This window comes from Streptomyces sp. SM1, assembly GCF_002910825.1.
Taxonomy (GTDB): domain Bacteria; phylum Actinomycetota; class Actinomycetes; order Streptomycetales; family Streptomycetaceae; genus Streptomyces; species Streptomyces okerensis.
Genome location: NZ_NEUB01000640.1, coordinates 1 through 19,895, shown reverse-complemented (window position 1 = coordinate 19,895; position 19,895 = coordinate 1). Strand labels below are relative to the sequence as shown.

The window sequence follows — 19,895 nt, the reverse complement described above, 5'->3', positions numbered from 1 at the left end:
CTCCGCACTTCCGGTCTCGCTCGGCGGGGCACGTCGGCGCGTGCGCGCGGCGTGAGTGCCCGCGGCTACGCGGGTGCGCTCGGGTGGCGGTGCCGGTGGACGGCCACCGCCGCTGTCACCACCAGGGCGCCGAACAGCCAGCCGCCCAGGACGTCCGTCGGCCAGTGGACACCGAGCCAGACACGGGTGAGACCGACGCCGGTCACCGAGACGACCGCCGTGGCCAGCGCCGCGCGCCACAGGCCGCGGCCCACGCCGTGACGGCGCAGGAGCCACAGCAGGAGGCCGCAGACGACCGTCGCGGTCATGGAGTGGCCCGACGGGAAGGCCGCGTAGTGCGCGGAGTCGACCGGGTCGGGCCAGACCGGGCGGGCACGGTCCAGCGCCGCCTTCACTCCCTGCTGCACGGCCGTCGCGACGGCCACCGTCAGCACCAGCCACAGCGCGGTCCACCGGTCCGCGTAGCGCCGGATCAGCAGTCCCGCCGCGACGCCGCACAGCACCCGCATCGTCCACGGGTCCCAGACCCAGTCCGTCAGGATGCGGGCCGTCCGCGTCAGCGGGGGTTCAGCCACCGCCCAGCGGTGGGTGGTGCGGGAGATGTCTCCGTCCAGAGCGAGCAGCGGGCTCCACTCGACGGCGACCAGTGCGAGGAGCAGCGCCGAGCACAGTGCCAGCACGCCGGTGGACAGGGTGGCGGGACGGCGCTGCGGAGGCCTGGGCGGGGAGTCGGTGTGGGGGGTGTGCATGGGGGGATCCTTGCCGACCGGCGGCGTCCGGGGCCGGTCCTGTCACCGCCGCCGGACCCCTGCGGTCCGCGGACTATCCCAGTGCCCGCAATCCGGGTACGAACGCCACCAGGACGGGGACCACCGGCACCAGCGACGCCACGGCGGTCAGCCGCAGCCGCCGGCCCGCGGTGAGCCGGTCCGCGGGGGTGAGCAGCCGGTGCACCCGCGCCGGGACCTGGGCCTGTGAGTCCGGGCAGGGGCCGAACACCCCGCGGCCTTCGTTGAGTCCGACCAGCGCGAGGGCCGTGGTCAGCCGGCCGAAGCGGCGGGAGGCCGTGTCGTCGGCGGCGAGTTCGACCAGCCGGTGCATCTCGTCGCGGAACGCCGCGAACACCGGTACCTGCGGGAACCCGCCCGCCAGGGCCGAGGAACAGTTGAGCAGCCAGTCGTGCCGGGCCCGCGCGTGCCCCCGCTCATGGGCGAGGACGGCATCCAGCTGTCTGCCCTTCAGGCGGCGCAACGCGGCCGTGGTGACGACGAGTCGGGGCGGGCTGCCCGGCAGCCACCATGCGTCCGGCCGCTCGCCCTCGAGGACCACCAGCCGGTCGGAGCCCGGCTCCTCCCCGGGCAGCAGCGGGGCCCGCAGGCGCAGTTGGTCCCGGCGGGCCCGGCGCCGGGCGCGGGCCCGTACGGTCTCGCGGACCAGCATCGCCGCGCTCCAGAGTCCGCCGCACGCCAGTGCCACCGCGGTGGTCGCCGCCCAGAGCCCCGCCGTGCCGAGGGAGTACGCCTCCACGACCGCGCGGGGCGCGGTGGCGAACACCTGCCCGCCCACCGCGTGCCAGGCGGCCGCCGCGCTGAACGTCATCGACAGGGCGCAGCACAGCAGCACCGCCGCGATCACGCACTGCCACGCCCACAGCGCCACCACCGGTTCACGGTCCGACCAGTCGGCCCGGGCGAGCAGCCGGGGACCCACGACAGCGGTCAGGACGCCGAGCATCAGCAGGACCGCGGGGAGGATCATGCCTCCAGCCTATGAGCGCGGGCCGCCCAGGGATACGGGCCGGAGGTCCGAAGTGACGCAGACAACGGTCCCGGCCCGCGCGGCGGGCGGGCGGTGACGTACCGGCCCCGCGCGGCTCTCACATCGTCAGCAGCATCGCCACCATGCCGATCGCCATGGACAGCCGGCAGGCCCGGGCCAGCTCCGGCCGGTCGCCCCAGCCGGGGGCCGGACCGCTCCCCGCCACGGCGGTCACGGGCACCAGGCGTACCCCCGTCACCAGCACGTACGCGACGAAGTAGAGCAGCAGGGCCCCGGTCAGCAGGGGGACCCCCGAGCCGCCGTGCGCGTGCGTGTGTCCCGGGGAGACGGCCATGGCCACGGCCATGTACACCATCGCCCCGGCCCCTATCAGATGGTGCAGATGACGCGCACCCGCGCGGGCCGCCCACAGCGCGTGCAGCCCCGCCGTGCCGAAGACCACCGCCTGGGCCGGCCAGGCCCAGGCGGGCGGGTTGAACGCCGTCGCGGGCACGGCCATCACGGCCATCCCGAATCCCATCAGTGCCTCGCCGCCCGCGGCACTGCGCTGCTCCTCCACGCGGCTGCGCATACGCAGCAGACAGTAGGCACCGGTTGCCGCGCAGAGCGCGACCAGCAGCCAGCCGGACGATGCCGGTCCGTGCACGCGAACCTCCCCCTCGACCCGTTCGACGGTCGGTCAGGGGATGCCCGTCCCGGGTGCCGGACACGCGGGCGCACAGGGGTACACGGGGAGTGTTCGGGGGAGCGCAGCAGGTCAGCGGTAATATTTTACTGGTAAATTATCCGTTGGTGTTGTTCCTCGTGAGCAGTGCCCTCTCCACCACCCCCTCCGACCGGCGGTTCCCGCTCGCCGGTCCACTTCGGCGCCGAGGCACTCGTCGGACGCACCTACTGGCTCGGCACCGTCTGCGTCACCCCGCTGGCGCTGCTCGTCACCGAGTTCGCCGGTCACCAGCGGACCGGTGACCTGGTCGCCGAGCGCGCCGTGGACACCCTGGTCGGCGCCCTGGTCGGTTTCGCCGCCGCGGTGGCCGTCACCAACCGCCGCGGGCGACCGTGTCCTGCGGTCCCTCACCGCCGTCGACCGGGCCCGCGAGAGCGCCGTACGGGTGCTGGCCGAGCCGCAGGCACCTCCCCGGGAACTGGAGACCGCCCGCCACCGTCTGGCCGCCGCCCTGGCCGAACTCCGGGCCACCGCCGACGCCGCGGCCTGGCGAGTGGCGGCAGCGCGCGGTGCCCCGGGAGCGGGTCGTGCTCGCCGAGCAGGCGGGACACCGTACGCTCGCGGCGACGGTACGGCACCGGGGGCCGCTCCCCGGCACGAGCACGCACACGGAGGACGTACGGCCATGACGGCGACCGAAGGACCATCGGCGACCGGCGACGAGGGGCCCCGGGACACCGGCGGGGCGCCGTCCGGCCGGCGGGGTGACACCGTCGCCGCCGTCGTCCGGCAGTGGCGGGCCGTCCACCCCGACCTGGACACCGGACCCATGGAGGTCATCGGCCGCATCAACCGCTGCGCCGCCCTCCTGCAGCAGGCGGAGGACGCCCCGCTGCGCCGGGCCGGACTGTCCCGCGCGGAGTTCGACCTGCTCGGCGCGCTGCGCCGCACCGGACACGAGCTGACCCCGAGCGAGCTCGCCCGGGAGACCTTCTCCTCGGGGGCCGCCGTCACCAAACGCCTCAAGCACCTCGGCGAACGCGGGCTGGTGGAGCGCCGCGGCGACACCCGCGACCGCCGGGTCGCCCACGTCCGCCTCACCGGCTCCGGACGCGACACGGTCGACGGCATCCTGCCCGCGCAGCTCGCCTACGAGAACGCCGTACTGTCCGGCCTGGACGGTCCGGAACTGGGCGAGCTCGCCGCCCTGCTCGGTGAACTGCTCGGACAGCTGGAAGGGCGCCTGGGCGCACTGCGCGCGTGACGGCGCGCCGGGTGGCGGGTGCTCACGTCCCGTCCGCGGCGCGGTACACGCCGAACATCGCTCCCTGGGGGTCGCGGAGCACCGCGATACGCGGACCGTCCGGGTGCGAGACGGGCTCCATCAGCACCGTGCCCCCCACCGTGGTGGCCGTCATCGCGGAGGCGTCCACGTCGTCGACGGCGAAGTACGGCAGCCAGTGCGTTGGCACCTCGTGCGGGAACCTGTCGTCCATCGCCACCATGCCCCCGAAGGCCGCTCCGTCGAGGCCCCACTGGGGGTAGGGGAGGGACGGGTCCACGGTCCAGCCGAACACGGTGGTGTAGAAGGACACGGCCTCCCGGGGCGCGCGGGTCAGCAGCTCCACCCAGCCCAGCGACCCGGGGACATTGAACACTCCGGCGCCCGCGAAGGCGCCCGCCTGCCACAGCTGGAACACGGCGCCGGTGGGGTCGGCGGCCACCGCGAACCGGCCCACGTCGAAGACGTCCATGGAGCCGAGCAGCGGCTGCCCGCCCGCCGTGCGCACCGCGCGGAGGGTGGCGTCGGAGTCGGTCACCGCGAACGACACGTTCCAGGCGACCGGCTGCGACTCCTGGTACAGCGGTGCCAGGGCCGCCACCGGCGCGTCACCGAGGTACGCGACCGTGTAGCCGCCCGCTTCCTGCCGCTGGTCCGTCTCGGGGCGCCAGCCGAACAACCGCGTGTAGAACCGTTTCGCGGACTCCAGGTCGGTGGTTCCCAGCTCGGTCCAGCAAGGTCCACCGGTCATCGGCGCGGACAGTCTCATGGCGCTCCTTCCGTCCCCCAGCACGCTAAGCCCGCCCCCCGTCCCCGGCCATCCGGCGCGAAGGAGGCCTCCACGCGGCGCGCGGTTGCCCGGCTGAGGTGACGCCCCGGCCGCGTGGCCGCCCGCCGCGCCACGAGCCGGGCGAGGGCACCGTGGGGCGAGTGCGGCACCTGCTTCACCGCGTACCGGACGGAAACACCGACCGTCTCGCAAGGCCGGCACGGCGGCGTCGGCCGCCCCGGACACCTCCCCGGCACCGGCCCCGCGCGAGGCGCTTCCGCGGCGCGGATGTCCATCCGCACCGGCCGCGGCGGGGAGCACCGCCCGGACCGTGCGGCCGCCCTCAGATCCCCGGCCGGTACCGCAGCGGATGGCCGGCCGGGACCTCGACCAGGACGATCGGCGTGCCGTCCGGATCCGCGATCCACATCTCGATCAGCCCCCACGGCTCCCGCACCGGCGGGCGGACGATGTCGACACCCTTGGCCGCCAGCTCCCCGTGCGCCGCCGTGACGTCCTCGACCTGGAGCCACAGCCGCACGTCCGGGGACGCGCCCGGGGAGGAGCCGGAGCGGCCCGAGAGCTCCAGGAACCCGCCGCCGAGGAAGTAGACGGTGCCGCGCTCCGGGCCCGTACCGAACTCGCGGTGGACGGCGAGACCCAGCCGTTCGCCGTAGAAGGCGCGCGACCGGTCGGGGTCGGTGGGGCGGAGCAGGATACGGCTGCTCAGTACGTGCACCATGCGGCCGAGCGTAGTACCCGGGTTAGTCTCGTCCCCGTCCGCACCACGCCGTGAAGCGGCGCACACGAATCAGGGGAACCGGCCATGGAATCCGCCACCGACTCCGCACCGACCTTCCGCGACGCCACCGACACCGATGTGGACGCGCTCGTCGCGCTGATCGAGTCGGCGTACCGGGGAGATTCCAGCCGGGCCGGGTGGACCACCGAGGCGGACATCCTCCAGGGGCAGCGGACCGACCCGGAGGGGGTGCTGGAGGTCGTCAAGTCGCCGGACAGCAGGCTGCTCACGGTGGAGCGCGAGGGCCGGATCGTCGCCTGCTGCCAGCTCGAACACCGCGGTGCCCACGCCTACTTCGGCATGTTCGCGGTCAGCCCCGCCCTGCAGGGCGCGGGACTCGGCAGGACGATCATCGCCGAGGCGGAGCGCCGGGCCCGCGAGACCTGGGGCGTGGACGAGATGCACATGACCGTGATCTCCGTACGGCAGGATCTGATCGCCTGGTACGAGCGGCGCGGCTACCGGCGTACGGGAAGGATGACGCCCTTCCCGTACGGCGACGAGCGCTTCGGGATCCCGCAGCGCGACGATCTGCAGTTCGAGCTGCTGGTCAAGGAACTGGCCTGACGGCCGCCCGGCCGGTCACGCGGTGAAGCGGCCGGTGCGTTTGATCTCCGGATAGTCGGTGGTCGCCCCGTCGAGCCCCAGGGCGCGGACGAGTCTGAGGTGGTCCTGGGTGTTGACCACCCAGCCGAAGACGGCGAGGTCCGCCTTCCGCGCCCGCTCCACGATCTCCAGGGTGAGCCGGCGGATGTTGAGGCAGACGGTGGACGCGCCCGCCGCGACCGCCCGGTCCACGACGTCCGTGCCGTAGCGGCTGGCGACCAGGGCCGTGCGCACCCCGGGCACCAGCCGGGTGATCTCCGTGAGCGCCTCGTCGTGGAACGACGCGACCTCGACCCGCCCGGCCAGCCCCCGCTCGTTCATCACCGCGGCCAGCGCCCTGGCCGCGGAGGTGTCCTTGATCTCGGCCTGGAGCGGACACCGGACGGCGTCCAGGACCTCTTCGAAGAGCGGGACGCGCTCGCCGCGTCCCGCGTCCAGGGCGCGCAGTTCGGCGAGTGTCTTGCCGGCGATGGCGCCCGTGCCGTCGGTCGTGCGGTCCACTTCCCTGTCGTGCATGACGACGAGCGCGCCGTCCTTGCTCAGATGCAGATCGAGCTCGATGACGTCGAGACCCGCTTCCTGGGCGGCGACGAAGGACCGCAGGGTGTTCTCGGGTTCGACGCCCATGACTCCGCGGTGACCGATGGTGAGGAAGTTCAAGAGACGACTCGCTTCCGTCGACGGCGGCGGGGGCCGCGACCCTACGGCCCTCCTGGACCGTATCGCCTGTGCCCGCCGCGTCCAGAGGCTGGACATCGAACGCACACAGCGTCGCCCAGTAGGGTGTTTCACAGGAAAAAATGCGGTGAAGCTGGGGGTGGGGCAGGATATTTTCCGGAGGTGCCCCTTGCTGAGAGAATCCCTCTGTGTATACGGTCTCTTTACGCTAGTTTCTCCCGTGGAGGATGGGGCATGACGGAAATTCTTGTGCAGATGGGTGCTGAGGGACAGGTTCCTTCGGCGACCAGGGTGATCGAGCACCCGGCGTGGCCCGTGCTCAAGGATGCCGTGGAGCGGATCCGGCCCTGGCAGTCCGAGGACGGTTCGATCGACTTCGACGCCGACGGTGCCCCGGCCCGCGCGGATGCCGAGCGGGCCGTGCGGACCGTGACCGATGCCGTGGAGGAGCTCTCCCCGCTGCTTCCGCACGACCGTGCCTACCACGAGGCGCTGTCCAAGGATCTGACCCGCTGGGCCGAGTGCGGCTTCGAGGTGCCCGACTTCCTCGACTCGCTGCTGGCCTTCCAGCCCGCCGCGGGCCGCGCGGACGGACTCCAGCACCTGGTCGTCTTCCCGATGTACACCCAGAACGGCAACCCCGACCGCAATCTCGAGGCGGTCGTGCTGCGCATGGTCTGGCCCGACTGGCTGGCCGAGCTCGAGCGCACCCGCTACGACAACCCGCTGTTCTGCGGCATCACCTTCGAGGACTTCACCTCGGGCTACGACACCAACTCCGCGGTGCTGTTCCCCGAGACCATCGCCGTGCGCCAGGCGCCCGAGCGTTTCACCTGGGGCGGCATCTTCTGCGACCGCGAGGCCGCCCGCTTCCGCCGCGTCACCGAGGCCGCCGTCGACATCCTGGGACTGGAGCTGCCCGAGGACGTCGCCGCCATGGTGCACGACCAGAAGCGCTGCGAAGAGGCGTTCGTGCTCTGGGACATGGTCCACGACCGCACCCACAGCCACGGCGACCTGCCGTTCGACCCGTTCATGATCAAGCAGCGCCAGCCGTTCTGGATGTACGGCCTGGAGGAGCTGCGCTGCGACCTCACCGCCTTCAAGGAGGCCGTGAAGCTCGCCGGCGACGGCGTCCCGCAGGCCCGTGACGTACAGGTGGCGGTGCTCTTCGACCGGATGTTCCGCTTCCCCGTCACCGGTGAGCGGATGCGCAACTACGACGGCCTCGGCGGCCAGCTGCTCTTCGCCTACCTGCACAAGCACGACGTCGTCCGCTGGACCGACAACAAGCTCACCATCGACTGGGAGCGCGCCCCGCAGGTCACCAACCAGCTGTGCGCCGAGATCGAGACGCTGTACCGCGACGGCATCGACCGCCCCAAGCTCGTCCACTGGTTCGCCGGCTACGAGCTGGTCTCCACCTGCCTCTCCCCGCACCCGGGCTCCAAGTGGGCCAAGGGTCCCGACGCCCTCGACCTGACGCTGCCGCCGCGGAAACTCGTGGATGACGTGCTTCCGGACGAGTTTCCGCTGAGCATGTTCTATGAGGCACTGTCCAAGAAGCTGAAGAACGTGATCGCCTCGACCAGGGGTATCACCGCGGACAGCGCCGAGCGGGTCGCCGCGTGAGCGATCTCGTTCACAACACTGCTCAGGAGGCGAGAATCATGGGGAACGGGGCGCTCGACGGTGCGGTGATCGCGGTGGCCGGCGCGGGAGGACCCGCGGGACGTGCGGCACTGCTCAGGCTGGCCGAGGCGGGAGCGACCGTCATCGGCTCGGACAACGACCCGGAGCGGCTGGCGGAGGCGGTCGACGCCGCCCGCTACGCACACGGCGGTGCCACCGTCACCGGTGACACGGTCGACCTGCTCGACCTGGACTCCACCCGCGAGTGGGCCGCCCGCACCGAGAAGGAGTTCGGCCGCGTCGACGGCCTGGTCCATCTCGTCGGCGGCTGGCGCGGCAGCGAGACCTTCACCAAGACCAGCCTGGACGACTGGGACTTCCTGGAGCTGCTGCTGGTGCGCACCGTGCAGCACACCAGCCTCGCCTTCCACGAGGCACTCCAGCGCAGCGACCGCGGCCGCTACGTCCTGATCAGCGCGGCCGGCGCCACCAGGCCCACGGCCGGCAACGCCTCGTACGCGGCCGGCAAGGCCGCCGCCGAGGCGTGGACGCTGGCCATGGGCGACTACTTCCGCAAGGCCGGGGGCGAGCAGGGGCCGACGTCGGCGGCTGCGATCCTGGTGGTGAAGGCGTTGGTGCACGACGCGATGCGCGCCGACCGCCCCAACGCGAAGTTCGCGGGCTTCACGGACGTCAAGGACCTGGCCGAGGCCATCGTCGGAGTCTGGGACAAGCCCGCCGCGGAAGTGAACGGAAACCGTCTGTGGCTGACCGAGAAGCCGTGAACCCACCCAGGACCGACGCGCGTCGTCATCACGACCCGGACGTCCGCGGTTTCGCCAGCGACAACTACGCCGGGGTCCACCCGGAGGTGCTCGCCGCCCTGGCCGTGGCCAACGGCGGGCACCAGGTCGCGTACGGCGAGGACGCGTACACGGAGAACCTCCAGCAGGTGATCCGCAGCCACTTCGGTCCGACGGCCGAGGCGTTCCCGGTGTTCAACGGCACCGGCGCCAACGTCGTCGCGCTCCAGGCGGTCGTCGACCGCTGGGGTGCGGTGATCTGCGCCGAGAGCGCACACATCAACGTGGACGAGGGCGGCGCACCGGAGCGGGTCGGCGGCCTCAAGCTACTCACCGTGCCCACCCCGGACGGCAAGCTCACCCCCGAGCTGATCGACCGGCAGGCGTACGGCTGGGACGACGAGCACCGCGCGATGCCGCAGGTGGTCTCCATAGCCCAGACCACCGAGCTGGGCACGGTCTACACGCCGGACGAGATCCGCGCCATCTGCGAGCACGCCCACGCGCACGGCATGAAGGTGCACGTCGACGGCTCCCGGCTGGCCAACGCCGCCGCCACGCTGGACGTGCCGCTGCGCACCTTCACCAACGCGGCCGGCGTCGACCTGCTCTCGCTGGGCGGCACGAAGAACGGCGCGCTGTTCGGCGAGGCGGTCGTCGTCCTGAACCCGGACGGCATCCGGCACATGAAGCACCTGCGCAAGCTGTCCATGCAGCTCGCGTCCAAGATGCGCTTCGTGTCGGTGCAGTTGGAGGCGCTGCTCGCCCGGGACCTGTGGCTGCGCAACGCCCGGCACGCCAACGAGATGGCCCAGCGCCTGGCCGAGGGCGTACGCGCGGTCCACGGAGTGGAGATCCTCTACCCGGTGCGGGCCAACGCCGTCTTCGCGCGGCTGCCGCACGACGTGAGCGAACGCCTGCAGAAGCGGTTCCGTTTCTACTTCTGGGACGAGGCGGCGGGCGACGTCCGCTGGATGTGTGCCTTCGACACCACCGAGGACGACGTGGACATGTTCGTGGCGGCGCTCAAGGAGGAGATGGCGCGCTGACGAAGCCGCCGAATCAGGGCTTACGTCTTGCATAAATATGCGGTCGATCAGAAATGTATTGACCTCCGGTCGGTCGCATACCTATGCTCTGACGCCATGCAGCTGATCCAGGAAATTCCGGACCTCTCCGCGTACTTGGCCGCCGACGAGGCGATCGACCACCACCATCCGGTGGTCCGCGAGACGGCCGCACGCCTCGCTGAGGGGGTGGCCGACTCGTATGAGTATGCGCGGGCGGCGTTCGAGTTCGTACGCGACACCGTTGCGCACTCGCAGGATTCCGGTGATCTCCGGGTCACGTGGCGGGCCTCCGACGTCCTGGAACAGCGCACCGGCATCTGCTACGCCAAGGCCCACGCGCTGGCCGCGTTGCTGCGCGCCGAGGACATCCCGACCGCGCTCTGCTACCAGGACCTCGGTGTCGTGCACGGCCTGGTCGCCGTACGGTTCCACGGCGCGTGGCACCGGCAGGATCCCCGGGGGAACAAGCCGGGGGTGGACGCGCGGTTCTCGCTGGACGCTGAGCGGCTGGCGTTCACGCCCGATCCGGGGGCTGGGGAGAAAGACCATCCGGTGCTGTACGCCGCACCGCATCCGGCCGTACTGGCCGCACTCCGGGCAGCGCCCGACAGCCCGCACCTGTGGCGGACGCTACCCGCCACACTCTGACCCCGGCGGTCAGCCACAAGCCGCCCCCCACCCCCTGGCTGCGGGCAGTCGTGCCGCCCCCAGAGGGGGTACCCCCAGGGCGGCACGGGTGGGCGCAGCGGCACCTGGCCAACGCCGTGAGTGAAGCGGTCTCGGTGCGGGCCGGGGGGTGACTGCGCAACCCGGCGTGAGCGGGGTGCCGTCGCGCCCACCCCCCACTCTCGGCTTCGCTCGAGCGGGGGACCCCCATCACCCTGCGGCAGACTGCCCGCGGAGGGCGGAGGGCGGAGGGCGGAGGGCGGCAGCGGGCCCCGGGGCGCAGGTGAGCCGTGGTGGCCGGCGGGGGTGGGGCCCCGGTGTCAGTGGGTGTCGGTGTGGCGGAGTTGTTCCGGCGTGGGGGCCGTGCCGCCGAGGTGCGCCGGCATCCACCAGGTGTCGTCCGGCCCCTTCGGCCGCACCGGATACGCGCGCTGCGCCGCTTCCAGCAACTCCTGGACACGCTCGCGCAGCTGACGCGTGATCGCCCCCGCGTACTTGTCCTTGGACGCCTCGATCGCCTCACCCACGCGGATGGTGATGGGGATGTGGCTGCGCTTGAAGTTGCGCGGGTGCCCCTTGGTCCACAGCCGCTGCGTACCCCACACCGCCATCGGAATCAGCGGCACGCCCGCTTCCTGCGCCATACGCGCGGCACCCGACTTGAAACTCTTCAGCGTGAACGACTGCGAGATCGTCGCCTCCGGGAAGACGCCGACGATCTCACCCGCCCGCAGGGACCGCAGCGCGTGCTCGTACGCCGCCTCGCCCTGCTTGCGGTCCACCGGGATGTGCTTCATGCCGCGCATCAGCGGTCCGGAGACGCGGTGACGGAAGACGGACTCCTTCGCCATGAAGCGCACCAGACGCTTCTGGGGGAGTGCCGCCAGTCCGTCGAAGACGAAGTCCAGATAGCTGATGTGATTGCTGACCAGCACGGCGCCGCCCGAGCGCGGGATGTTCTCCGAACCCTGGCAGTCGATCTTGAGGTCCCACGCCTTGAACAGGGTGCGGGCGAAGCCGACGACGGGCCGGTAGACGAGTTCTGCCATGGGCGGGTAGGAACCCTTCCTTCTCTGCCTGGGAAGGAAGCTCCCAGTCGAAGTTACGCAGCCGTAGGTTTTACGGCTTGTCGCAGATGGTGCCCGAAGAACGGCCGGTGAACCAGTCCTGGTGCCCGTCGGGGGCGAGATTCTTGTCACGTCCACCCCCTGACCCACCTCGGATTTCGTGCGGCCGCCGGGAATGCCCGCGGTCCCTGGGACGCTGGTGAGGGTTGACAGCGGAGCCATGGGCGGGAGAGGGCGAGTGCGAGACAGGGACGAGGAGGCAGGGCCGCGGGCGGATGCGAGGACGTGGGCCGCGGTGGGAGCCGAGCTGGGGGAGCGTGCCACCCTCGTACAGTTCTCCAGTGCTTTCTGCGCGCCCTGCCGGGCGACCCGGAGGGTGCTCGGCGAGGTGGCCGCCCTGGTACCCGGCGTGGCCCATGTGGAGATCGACGCCGAGGCCCGGCTGGACCTCGTACGGCGGCTGGAGATCGTGAGCACCCCGACGGTGCTGGTCCTCGACGCGTCGGGCAGGATCGTGCGGCGGGCGACCGGACAGCCGCGCAAGGCCGATGTGATCGCCGCGCTCGGGGAGGCGGTGTGAGCGCCCCCGGGGGCACGGTGAGGCATCTCGCACATCTCGGGACCGACTTGACTGTGCATGCCACACGTCGTCAGCCTGACCTCATGCCCTGGGAACTCCTTCGCCCCGGCGGGTACCCGGCCCCCCGGCGGCCGCCCGCGCCGCGCGCGTGCGGCGACCGGGCCGGTGAGCAGCCGCGAACCCGCTCGTCACCTCTCGCAGAAGGAATGTCTCATGACGGCCACGCCCGGCCTCGGTACCGTCCGCCCCGCCTCACCCGAGCTGCTGCGCTCCGTCTTCCGCCGGCACGCGGCCGGCGTCGCCGTGATCACCGCGAGCGGCCGCCGCGGCCCGGTCGGCTTCACCGCCACCTCGCTCGCCTCCGTCTCGGCCGAGCCCCCGATGCTGTCCTTCGCCGTCGGTACGGGCGGCTCCAGCTGGCCCGTGATCGCGACGAGCGACCACGTCGGCGTGCATGTGCTCGGAGAGCACCAGCGGGAACTGGCGGCGACCTTCGCGCGCAGCGGTGCCGACCGCTTCGGACCGGCCACCGCCTGGGGGGAGGGGCCCGAGGGCGTCCCCGTACTGGACGGCGTACCGGCCTGGATGGTGTGCAAGGTGGTGGCGCGGGTGCCCGCCGGCGACCACCGGATCGTGGTCGCCGAGGTGCTGCTGGGCGATCCCACGGGGCACGGCCGCCCGCTCCTCTACCACCAGGGACGTTTCAACGGACTGCGCGACTGAGGCCGGGTCCCTCCTGGTCGCGGCACCCTGGAGTTCCGGTTACGCTGCGTTGCGAAGGTCACAGTTCAAAGCGCTTGCTTAGCGGGAAGGAACTGGGTGTACTGACGAGTAATATTTCGTTCGGAGCGTGGTCGCCCCGACCGGGATCCTTCCCTTCAGGCGCCTATGCTGCCTGCAGGCAGGCAGCCAGAAATGACGATGCAGTAGGAGAGCCGGCGTGAGCTTGAGGATCGTTGTCACTGTGAAGTACGTGCCCGACGCCACTGGCGACCGGCACTTCGCCGATGACCTGACCGTCGACCGTGACGATGTGGACGGTCTGCTCTCCGAACTGGACGAGTACGCGGTCGAGCAGGCGCTGCAGATCTCTGAGAACTCCGACGACGACGTGGAGATCACCGTCCTGACGGTGGGCCCGGAGGACGCCAAGGACGCGCTGCGCAAGGCGCTGTCCATGGGCGCCGACAAGGCCATCCACGTCGAGGACGACGACCTGCACGGCACGGACGCCATCGGCACCTCCCTGGTCCTGGCCAAGGCCGTCGAGAAGGCCGGCTACGACCTGGTCATCTCCGGCATGGCCTCCACCGACGGCACCATGGGCGTCGTGCCGGCGCTGCTCGCCGAGCGTCTGGGCGTGCCGCAGGTGACCCTGCTGTCCGAGGTCTCCGTCGAGGACGGCACGGTCAAGGGCCGCCGTGACGGCGACGCCGCCTCCGAGCAGCTCGAGGCCTCCCTGCCCGCCGTGGCGTCGGTCACCGACCAGTCGGGCGAGGCGCGTTACCCGTCCTTCAAGGGCATCATGGCGGCCAAGAAGAAGCCGGTTCAGTCCTGGGACCTGTCAGACCTCGACATCGACGAGGACGAGGTCGGTCTGGAGAACGCCTACACCACGGTCGACGCCGCGACTGAGCGTCCGGCTCGCACCGCCGGCACGATCGTCAAGGACGAGGGCGAGGGCGGCAAGCAGCTCGCCGCCTTCCTCGCGGAGCGAAAGTTCGTCTGACGCAGCCTCGCGAACCAGAAGGTCATCTGAGCCCGAGGCTCAACTCGCTTCCCGCCCCTCATACTTCGCAAGCAGGAGAGAAGAAGTCCCATGGCTGAAGTTCTCGTCTACGTCGACCACGCGGACGGTGCCGTCCGCAAGCCGACCCTGGAGCTGCTGACCCTGGCCCGCCGCATCGGCGAGCCGGTCGCCGTCGCGCTGGGCAACGGCGCCGCCGACACCGCCGCCACGCTCGCCGAGCACGGCGCGGTGAAGGTCCTCACCCACGAGGCCGCCGAGTACGCCGACTACCTGGTCGTGCCGAAGGTCGACGCCCTCCAGGCCGCCCACGAGGCCGTCTCCCCGGCCGCCGTCCTGGTGTCCTCCTCCGCCGAGGGCAAGGAGATCGCCGCCCGCCTGGCGCTGCGTCTCGGCTCGGGCATCATCACCGACGCCGTCGACCTGGAGGCCGGCGACGAGGGCCCGGTGGCCACCCAGTCGGTGTTCGCCGCGTCGTACACCACCAAGTCCCGTGTCTCCAAGGGCACCCCGGTCATCACGGTGAAGCCGAACTCGGCCGCCGTGGAGGCCGCCCCGGCCGCCGGTACCGTCGAGGCGCTGAGCGTGTCCTTCTCGGCCCAGGCGACCGGCACCAAGGTCACCGGCCGTGCGCCGCGCGAGTCGACGGGGCGTCCGGAGCTGACCGAGGCCGCGATCGTGGTCTCCGGTGGCCGCGGTGTCAACGGCGCGGAGAACTTCGCGATCATCGAGGCGCTCGCCGACTCGCTCGGCGCGGCCGTCGGCGCCTCGCGTGCCGCCGTCGACGCCGGCTGGTACCCGCACACCAACCAGGTCGGCCAGACCGGCAAGTCCGTCTCGCCGCAGCTCTACATCGCCTCCGGTATCTCCGGCGCGATCCAGCACCGCGCGGGCATGCAGACCTCGAAGACCATCGTGGCCGTCAACAAGGACGCCGAGGCCCCGATCTTCGACCTGGTCGACTACGGCATCGTCGGCGACCTGTTCGACGTCGTCCCGCAGCTGACCGAGGAGATCAAGACCCGCAAGGGCTGATCACCGGAAGGCCCGTCCCTGGCCCCCGCGACCGCACCGGTCGCGGGGGCCAGAGCGTGTCACAGGGTCAGGGAGGCCAGCACCGGCAGATGGTCGCTCGGGAACTGTCCGTCCACGGCGAAGGTGCTGACGGACGCCCGGTGCACCGTGGCGCCGGGCGTGACCAGGATCCAGTCGATGCGCGGCTCTTCAGCACCGGACGGCGTGTGACGCGGTGGGGAGTCGGCACACACAAACCGTGCCAGATGGACGTGGGCATGGCGAGAGGGCGGCAGAGGGCGGTCCTCGCGGGGTGTTGACCGCCGGGAAGGCCGCCGGATAGCTTTCTTCAACGAATTGTTGATTCCGTATGGCGGAAATCCGGGAGGCCGTGGGATGGGTCAGGGGCAGCAGGGCCGGGTGGCGACGAGTCTCGCCGGAGCCGTCATTGAGGAGATCGGCGCCTCTCTCGCGCCCGTCGACGCCGAACTGGAGCGCCGCTACCCCGGAGATCCCGGCACCCGCCAGCCCGTCCACACCGTGTACGTCCCCGGTGACGCCTTCGCCGCGGACACCGTCCGCACCTGGGGCGACGGGGCCCTCGCCGCGCTCGACGAACACGCCCCCGACGCCGCCTCCTTCGCCGCCGTCCTGGGGCTGGACGGCGCGCTGGCCGAGGACGTGTACGAACGCGTCCGCGCGAAACTGGAACGCGAGCCGGTGGAGGACCTGCGCGTCGACTTCGAGGACGGCTACGGCAGCCGCCCCGGCGCCGAGGAGGACGAGGACGCGGCCCGTGCGGCACGGACGGTCGCCGAGACGCACGCGGCCGGGACCGCCGCCCCGCACACGGGCATCCGTGCGAAGTGCATGGAGGCCGGCGTGCGCGACCGGGGCATCCGCACCCTCGACGTCTTCCTCACCGGCCTGATGGAGGCCTCGGGCCTGCCCGCCGGACTGGTGCTGACCCTCCCCAAGGTCACCTACCCCGAGCAGGTCGCCGCCATGGCCCGGCTCCTCGGCGCCTTCGAGGCGACCCACGGTCTGGCAGGCGGCCGGATCGGCTTCGAGATCCAGATCGAGACGAGCCAGGCCATCCTCGCCGCCGACGGCACCGCCACCGTGGCCCGGATGATCCAGGCCGCCGGAGGCCGCGCCACCGGGCTGCACTACGGCACCTTCGACTACAGCGCCAGCCTCGGCGTCTCCGCCGCGCACCAGGCGAGCGACCACCCGGCCGCCGACCATGCCAAGGCCGTCATGCAGGTCGCCGCCGCGGGCACCGGCGTACGCCTCTCGGACGGCTCCACCAACGTCCTGCCCGTCGGGCCCACCGCGAAGGTCCACGACGCCTGGCGCCTGCACTACGGACTGGTCCGCCGGGCGCTCGCCCGCGCCTACTACCAGGGCTGGGACATGCACCCCGGTCACCTCCCCACCCGCTACGCGGCCGTCTTCGCCTTCTACCGCGAGGGCTTCGAGCGTGCCGCCGGGCGCCTCGCCCGGTACGCCGACCGGGCCGCCGGGGACGTCATGGACGAGCCCGCCACGGCCAGGGCCCTCGCCGGATACCTCCTGCGCGGCCTGGGCTGCGGAGCCCTGGACGGTGCCGAGGTCGCCCGCGCGGCCGGTCTGACCCGCGCGGACCTGGAGAGCTTCGCCGTGCCCCGCCGGGGCGGGCCGGCGGCCTCCTCCCCGTAGCCGGCTTCCGGCAGCACCCGCCCGTTTGCTCTATCTATCGAATCTCGATAGATTTCCATCGTGATTCGGGTGAAGGAGGGGCGATGGGACGACTGACCGTACTCGCGCTGCGTGCCGTGATCGTGGCGCTGCTGGCTGGGTCGCTGGGCGTACAGGCGGTGCTGGTCCCGCTGCTGGCGGGCGACCTGGAAGGGCTGGACGCGGAGTACTCCCACCTGCGCGCCCCGATCCTGCTCATCGTGGTGCTCACCGCGCTGACGGCCCAGACCGTCCTGGTCTGCGTCTGGCGGCTGGTGACGATGGCCCGGCGGGGGACGGTCTTCTCCCACGCCGCGTTCCGCCATGTGCACATCGTCATCGGCGCGTTCGCCACCGCCGCCCTGCTCGTGTTCGCGCTGGGAACCCTCCTGGCACCCGGCGAGGCCGTGGCACCCGGCATGGTGCTCCTGGTCGGCAGGGTGGGACTGGCGGTCCTGGGGATCGCACTCGTCGTCCTCGTCCTGCGGATGCTGCTGGCGCAGGCCGTCGCACGCGACGTCGAGGCGTCGCTGATGCGGGCCGAACTGGCCGGGGTGATCTGATGCCGATCGCCGTCGACATCGACGTGATGCTGGCCAGACGGAAGATGTCCGTGGGCGAACTCGCCGAACGCGTCGGCATCACCCCGGCCAATCTGGCCGTGCTCAAGAACGGCCGCGCCAAGGCGGTACGCTTCACGACCCTCGCCGCGCTCTGCGAAGTGCTCGAGTGCCAGCCCGGTGACCTGCTGCGCTTCGAGCCCGAGGACGCCCCGTCCGCTTCCGCCGTCCGCTCCGCCTGAGCCGTGCGCCCGGGGGCCGGACAGCGGTGTCGGGCCACCTCGGACAGTTGCGGCGGATCGGGCTCCGCCACGGTTCCGGACGCCGCGTCCTCGCGGACGAGGGCCGGAAGGACGGCCGGTCCCGGGCCTCGAAGGTCCACGTTCGGGCCGGCTGCCTTCTCCGCGGCCCGGGGCGACCAGGAGGCCGGCCGGTCCCGTGCGGATACCGGGCCTTCTCGTCCTGCCGTCGGACGACGCCCCATCCCACCGAGCTCGGCTGAGAGGCGCGGACGGCGTGGCAGCGGCCGGGCCCCGTCGGGCAGCCCCTGCTCCCGCGGCCACGCGCCCGGATGCGGCAGCGGATGCCCGTGCGGGGCCTCGTCCGGGCCCGGGGCCCGCGGGGTGCCGTCCTCGGCCGGCGTCGCCCGCTCAGTCAGCCGGGGGCAGCTCGCCGGAGCCGCGGGTGATCAGCCGGGTGGGGAGCTCGATGCGCTCCGGGGTGAGCAGCGTGCCGTCCAGCTGGCGGAACAGCCGCTCGGCCGCGGTCCGGCCCAGGGCCGCCGCGTCCTGGGCGACGACCGTGACACCCGGCCGCAGGAGATCGGCGAGCTCGATGTCGTCGAAGCCGACCAGGGCGGCCGGACGGGTGTGCTCGGCCAGCACCCGGATCACGGTGACCGTCACCCGGTTGTTGCCCGTGAAGATCGCGGTGACCGGCTCCGGCCCCGACAGCATCTCCCGGGCCGCCCGGCGCACCCGCTCGGGGTCGGTGACGCCCAGTGACATCCAGGAACCCGCCACCGGTATCCCCGCGTCCTCCATGGCGGTCCGGTAGCCGCGCAGCCGCTCGGCCGCCGTGTGGATACGGGGCATGTCGCCGATGAAGCCGATCCTGCGATGTCCGTGCGCGATCAGGTGGCGGACGCCGTCGCGGGCCCCGCCGTAGTTGTCCGACACGACGACGTCCGCGTCGATCTGCCCCGCCGGACGGTCCACGAAGACGGTGGCGACACCCGCCTTGAGCTCCGGTTCCAGATAGCGGTGGTCGTCGCCGGCCGGGATCACCACCAGCCCGTCCACCCGCCGGGCGCACAGCGCGAGCACCAGCTCCTGCTCGCGCTCGGGGTCCTCCGCGCTGGAGCCGTTGATCAGCAGCGCGCCGTGCGCGCGGGCGACCTCCTCCACCGCCCGGCTCAGCGGGCCGTAGAACGGGTCCGCCAGATCCTCCAGGACCAGGCCGATGCTGGCGGTGCTGCCCTTGCGCAGTACCCGGGCGCTGTCGTTGCGGCGGAAGCCGAGCGCCTCGATCGCCTCCTGGACCCGGCGCTCCGTCTCCGGCGTGACCCCGGGCTCGCCGTTGACCACCCGGGAGACGGTCTTGAGGCCGACGCCGGCGCGAGCGGCCACGTCCTTCATCGTCGGACGGTTGCCGTAGCGGGTCCCCGGGAGGCGGCGTTCGGTGCGGCGGGTCGTCTCCGGCACGGTGCGGTGTCCTGTCCTGTCGTCCACGGGGGATGCGTAGGTCCATGGGGTTGTATGAGGATGTGGCGTCGAGCATAGAGTCTGGACAACGTTGTCAGTGCCGGGAGACACTGTCCGACGCGCACTCCGGCCCACGCGCGCCGCGCGACGGGCCGCTGTCCGCGCTTCATGTGTTGCCTCGTGGTCGCGCATGGTCGTTCTCGGCGGTTTTCTGAAGTTCTGACGGGGAGATCCGACACTGATGCACACCGACCTCGTGGCCGCGCTCGACATCGGCGGCACCAAGATCGCCGGCGCGCTGGTCGACGGCCAGGGACGGATCCTGGCCCGCGCCCAGCGGCCGACGCCCGCGCGGGAGAACGGGGAAACCGTCATGCGCGCGGTCGAGGCGGTGCTCGGCGAACTCGCGGCGTCCGAGCTGTGGCGGTGCGCGAGGGCCGTGGGCATCGGCAGCGCCGGCCCGGTGGACGCCTCCGCCGGCACGGTGAGCCCCGTGAACGTGCCGGGGTGGCGGGACTACCCGCTCGTCGCCCGGGTCCGTGACGCGGCCGGGGGACTGTCCGTGGAACTGATCGGCGACGGGGTGGCCATCACGGCCGCCGAACACTGGCAGGGAGCCGCGCGCGGCCACGACAACGCGCTGTGCCTGGTGGTCTCCACCGGGGTCGGCGGCGGCCTGGTGCTCGGCGGCCGGCTGCACCCGGGACCCACCGGAAACGCCGGCCACATCGGCCACATCAGCGTCGACCTC

General features: G+C 72.1%; 23 protein-coding genes and 1 pseudogene. 15 read left to right on the top strand and 9 right to left on the bottom strand.

The window, feature by feature from the left end; genetic code table 11:
• Nucleotides 1–65 precede the first annotated feature (65 nt).
• The 3 genes from B9S61_RS16560 to B9S61_RS16550 all read right to left on the bottom strand — a co-directional run bounded on the left by B9S61_RS16560 (nt 66) and on the right by B9S61_RS16550 (nt 2,425).
• Nucleotides 66–749 (bottom strand): phosphatase PAP2 family protein, encoded by a 684-nt coding sequence (locus B9S61_RS16560; protein ID WP_103542953.1) that lies wholly within the window; start codon nt 747–749, stop codon nt 66–68.
• A 73-nt stretch (nt 750–822) separates the two neighbouring features.
• Entirely contained in the window at nt 823–1,758 is a 936-nt protein-coding gene (locus B9S61_RS16555) for a M56 family metallopeptidase (protein WP_103542952.1), read from the bottom strand.
• A 118-nt stretch (nt 1,759–1,876) separates the two neighbouring features.
• A complete protein-coding gene (locus B9S61_RS16550; protein WP_103542951.1) occupies nt 1,877–2,425 on the bottom strand; it encodes a DUF5134 domain-containing protein in 549 nt (182 codons plus the stop codon).
• Between the two features lie 165 nt (nt 2,426–2,590).
• Between B9S61_RS16550 and B9S61_RS16545 the strand changes: the two genes are divergently transcribed.
• Both B9S61_RS16545 and B9S61_RS16540 read left to right on the top strand, forming a co-directional pair.
• Nucleotides 2,591–3,214: an FUSC family protein gene (locus B9S61_RS16545; RefSeq protein ID WP_374936216.1), complete on the top strand. Its 624-nt coding sequence runs from the start codon at nt 2,591–2,593 to the stop codon at nt 3,212–3,214.
• The gene (locus B9S61_RS16540) at nt 3,132–3,710 is read left to right on the top strand and encodes a MarR family winged helix-turn-helix transcriptional regulator (RefSeq protein WP_103542950.1); all 579 of its coding nucleotides are present in this window, start codon (nt 3,132–3,134) and stop codon (nt 3,708–3,710) included. The genes B9S61_RS16545 and B9S61_RS16540 overlap by 83 nt, the downstream gene beginning before the upstream one ends.
• 22 nt (nt 3,711–3,732) lie before the next feature.
• Here B9S61_RS16540 and B9S61_RS16535 read toward each other — a convergent pair whose 3' ends face one another.
• Nucleotides 3,733–4,497, bottom strand: coding sequence for a VOC family protein (locus B9S61_RS16535; RefSeq protein WP_103542949.1), 765 nt, complete (start codon nt 4,495–4,497; stop codon nt 3,733–3,735).
• Nucleotides 4,498–4,840: 343 nt separating this feature from the next.
• Nucleotides 4,841–5,239, bottom strand: a complete 399-nt coding sequence (locus tag B9S61_RS16530; protein ID WP_103542948.1) for a VOC family protein — start codon at nt 5,237–5,239, stop codon at nt 4,841–4,843.
• Between the two features lie 84 nt (nt 5,240–5,323).
• On the opposite strand from B9S61_RS16530, the gene B9S61_RS16525 reads away from it, so the two are divergent.
• Nucleotides 5,324–5,866: a GNAT family N-acetyltransferase gene (locus B9S61_RS16525; protein WP_103542947.1), complete on the top strand. Its 543-nt coding sequence runs from the start codon at nt 5,324–5,326 to the stop codon at nt 5,864–5,866.
• 15 nt (nt 5,867–5,881) lie between these two features.
• Here B9S61_RS16525 and B9S61_RS16520 read toward each other — a convergent pair whose 3' ends face one another.
• Nucleotides 5,882–6,565, bottom strand: coding sequence for a glycerophosphodiester phosphodiesterase family protein (locus B9S61_RS16520; protein ID WP_103542946.1), 684 nt, complete (start codon nt 6,563–6,565; stop codon nt 5,882–5,884).
• A 252-nt stretch (nt 6,566–6,817) separates the two neighbouring features.
• Here B9S61_RS16520 and B9S61_RS16515 point away from each other — a divergent pair, with 252 nt between their 5' ends.
• The 4 genes from B9S61_RS16515 (at nt 6,818) to B9S61_RS16500 (ending at nt 10,736) form a co-directional block, all read left to right on the top strand.
• On the top strand, nt 6,818–8,215 hold the full coding sequence (locus tag B9S61_RS16515) for a DUF6421 family protein (RefSeq protein WP_103542945.1): 1,398 nt from the start codon (nt 6,818–6,820) through the stop codon (nt 8,213–8,215).
• A 38-nt stretch (nt 8,216–8,253) separates the two neighbouring features.
• Entirely contained in the window at nt 8,254–9,000 is a 747-nt protein-coding gene (locus B9S61_RS16510; protein ID WP_103542944.1) for an SDR family oxidoreductase, read from the top strand.
• Entirely contained in the window at nt 8,997–10,067 is a 1,071-nt protein-coding gene (locus B9S61_RS16505) for a low specificity L-threonine aldolase (protein ID WP_103542943.1), read from the top strand. The genes B9S61_RS16510 and B9S61_RS16505 overlap by 4 nt, the downstream gene beginning before the upstream one ends.
• A 96-nt stretch (nt 10,068–10,163) precedes the next feature.
• Complete coding sequence (locus B9S61_RS16500; RefSeq protein WP_103542942.1) at nt 10,164–10,736, top strand: transglutaminase domain-containing protein; 573 nt, start codon at nt 10,164–10,166, stop codon at nt 10,734–10,736.
• 338 nt (nt 10,737–11,074) lie between these two features.
• Here the strand turns inward: B9S61_RS16500 and B9S61_RS16490 are convergent, their stop codons facing one another.
• Complete coding sequence (locus tag B9S61_RS16490) at nt 11,075–11,803, bottom strand: 1-acyl-sn-glycerol-3-phosphate acyltransferase (RefSeq protein WP_103542940.1); 729 nt, start codon at nt 11,801–11,803, stop codon at nt 11,075–11,077.
• Nucleotides 11,804–11,996: 193 nt separating this feature from the next.
• On the opposite strand from B9S61_RS16490, the gene B9S61_RS16485 reads away from it, so the two are divergent.
• The 4 genes from B9S61_RS16485 (at nt 11,997) to B9S61_RS16470 (ending at nt 15,183) form a co-directional block, all read left to right on the top strand.
• Nucleotides 11,997–12,401, top strand: a complete 405-nt coding sequence (locus tag B9S61_RS16485) for a thioredoxin family protein (RefSeq protein WP_258039688.1) — start codon at nt 11,997–11,999, stop codon at nt 12,399–12,401.
• A 213-nt stretch (nt 12,402–12,614) separates the two neighbouring features.
• Entirely contained in the window at nt 12,615–13,124 is a 510-nt protein-coding gene (locus B9S61_RS16480) for a flavin reductase family protein (RefSeq protein WP_103542938.1), read from the top strand.
• A gap of 217 nt (nt 13,125–13,341) precedes the next feature.
• Entirely contained in the window at nt 13,342–14,130 is a 789-nt protein-coding gene (locus tag B9S61_RS16475; RefSeq protein WP_103542937.1) for an electron transfer flavoprotein subunit beta/FixA family protein, read from the top strand.
• Between the two features lie 90 nt (nt 14,131–14,220).
• A complete protein-coding gene (locus B9S61_RS16470) occupies nt 14,221–15,183 on the top strand; it encodes an electron transfer flavoprotein subunit alpha/FixB family protein (protein ID WP_103542936.1) in 963 nt (320 codons plus the stop codon).
• A 59-nt stretch (nt 15,184–15,242) separates the two neighbouring features.
• Here the strand turns inward: B9S61_RS16470 and B9S61_RS16465 are convergent.
• Nucleotides 15,243–15,368: pseudogene (locus tag B9S61_RS16465) on the bottom strand (endonuclease); the annotation flags it as partial.
• 190 nt (nt 15,369–15,558) lie between these two features.
• Between B9S61_RS16465 and B9S61_RS16460 the strand changes: the two are divergent.
• The 3 genes from B9S61_RS16460 (at nt 15,559) to B9S61_RS16450 (ending at nt 17,683) form a co-directional block, all read left to right on the top strand.
• Entirely contained in the window at nt 15,559–16,863 is a 1,305-nt protein-coding gene (locus tag B9S61_RS16460) for a DUF6986 family protein (protein ID WP_103542935.1), read from the top strand.
• An 83-nt stretch (nt 16,864–16,946) separates the two neighbouring features.
• Complete coding sequence (locus tag B9S61_RS16455) at nt 16,947–17,444, top strand: DUF2975 domain-containing protein (RefSeq protein ID WP_103542934.1); 498 nt, start codon at nt 16,947–16,949, stop codon at nt 17,442–17,444.
• Complete coding sequence (locus tag B9S61_RS16450; protein ID WP_103542933.1) at nt 17,444–17,683, top strand: helix-turn-helix transcriptional regulator; 240 nt, start codon at nt 17,444–17,446, stop codon at nt 17,681–17,683. Before B9S61_RS16455 ends, B9S61_RS16450 begins: the two co-directional genes overlap by 1 nt.
• A gap of 408 nt (nt 17,684–18,091) precedes the next feature.
• Here B9S61_RS16450 and B9S61_RS16445 read toward each other — a convergent pair whose 3' ends face one another.
• Entirely contained in the window at nt 18,092–19,171 is a 1,080-nt protein-coding gene (locus tag B9S61_RS16445) for a LacI family DNA-binding transcriptional regulator (RefSeq protein WP_181007390.1), read from the bottom strand.
• A gap of 214 nt (nt 19,172–19,385) precedes the next feature.
• Here B9S61_RS16445 and B9S61_RS16440 point away from each other — a divergent pair.
• The coding region (locus tag B9S61_RS16440; RefSeq protein ID WP_146064866.1) for an ROK family protein at nt 19,386–19,895 on the top strand (510 nt) is incomplete at its 3' end.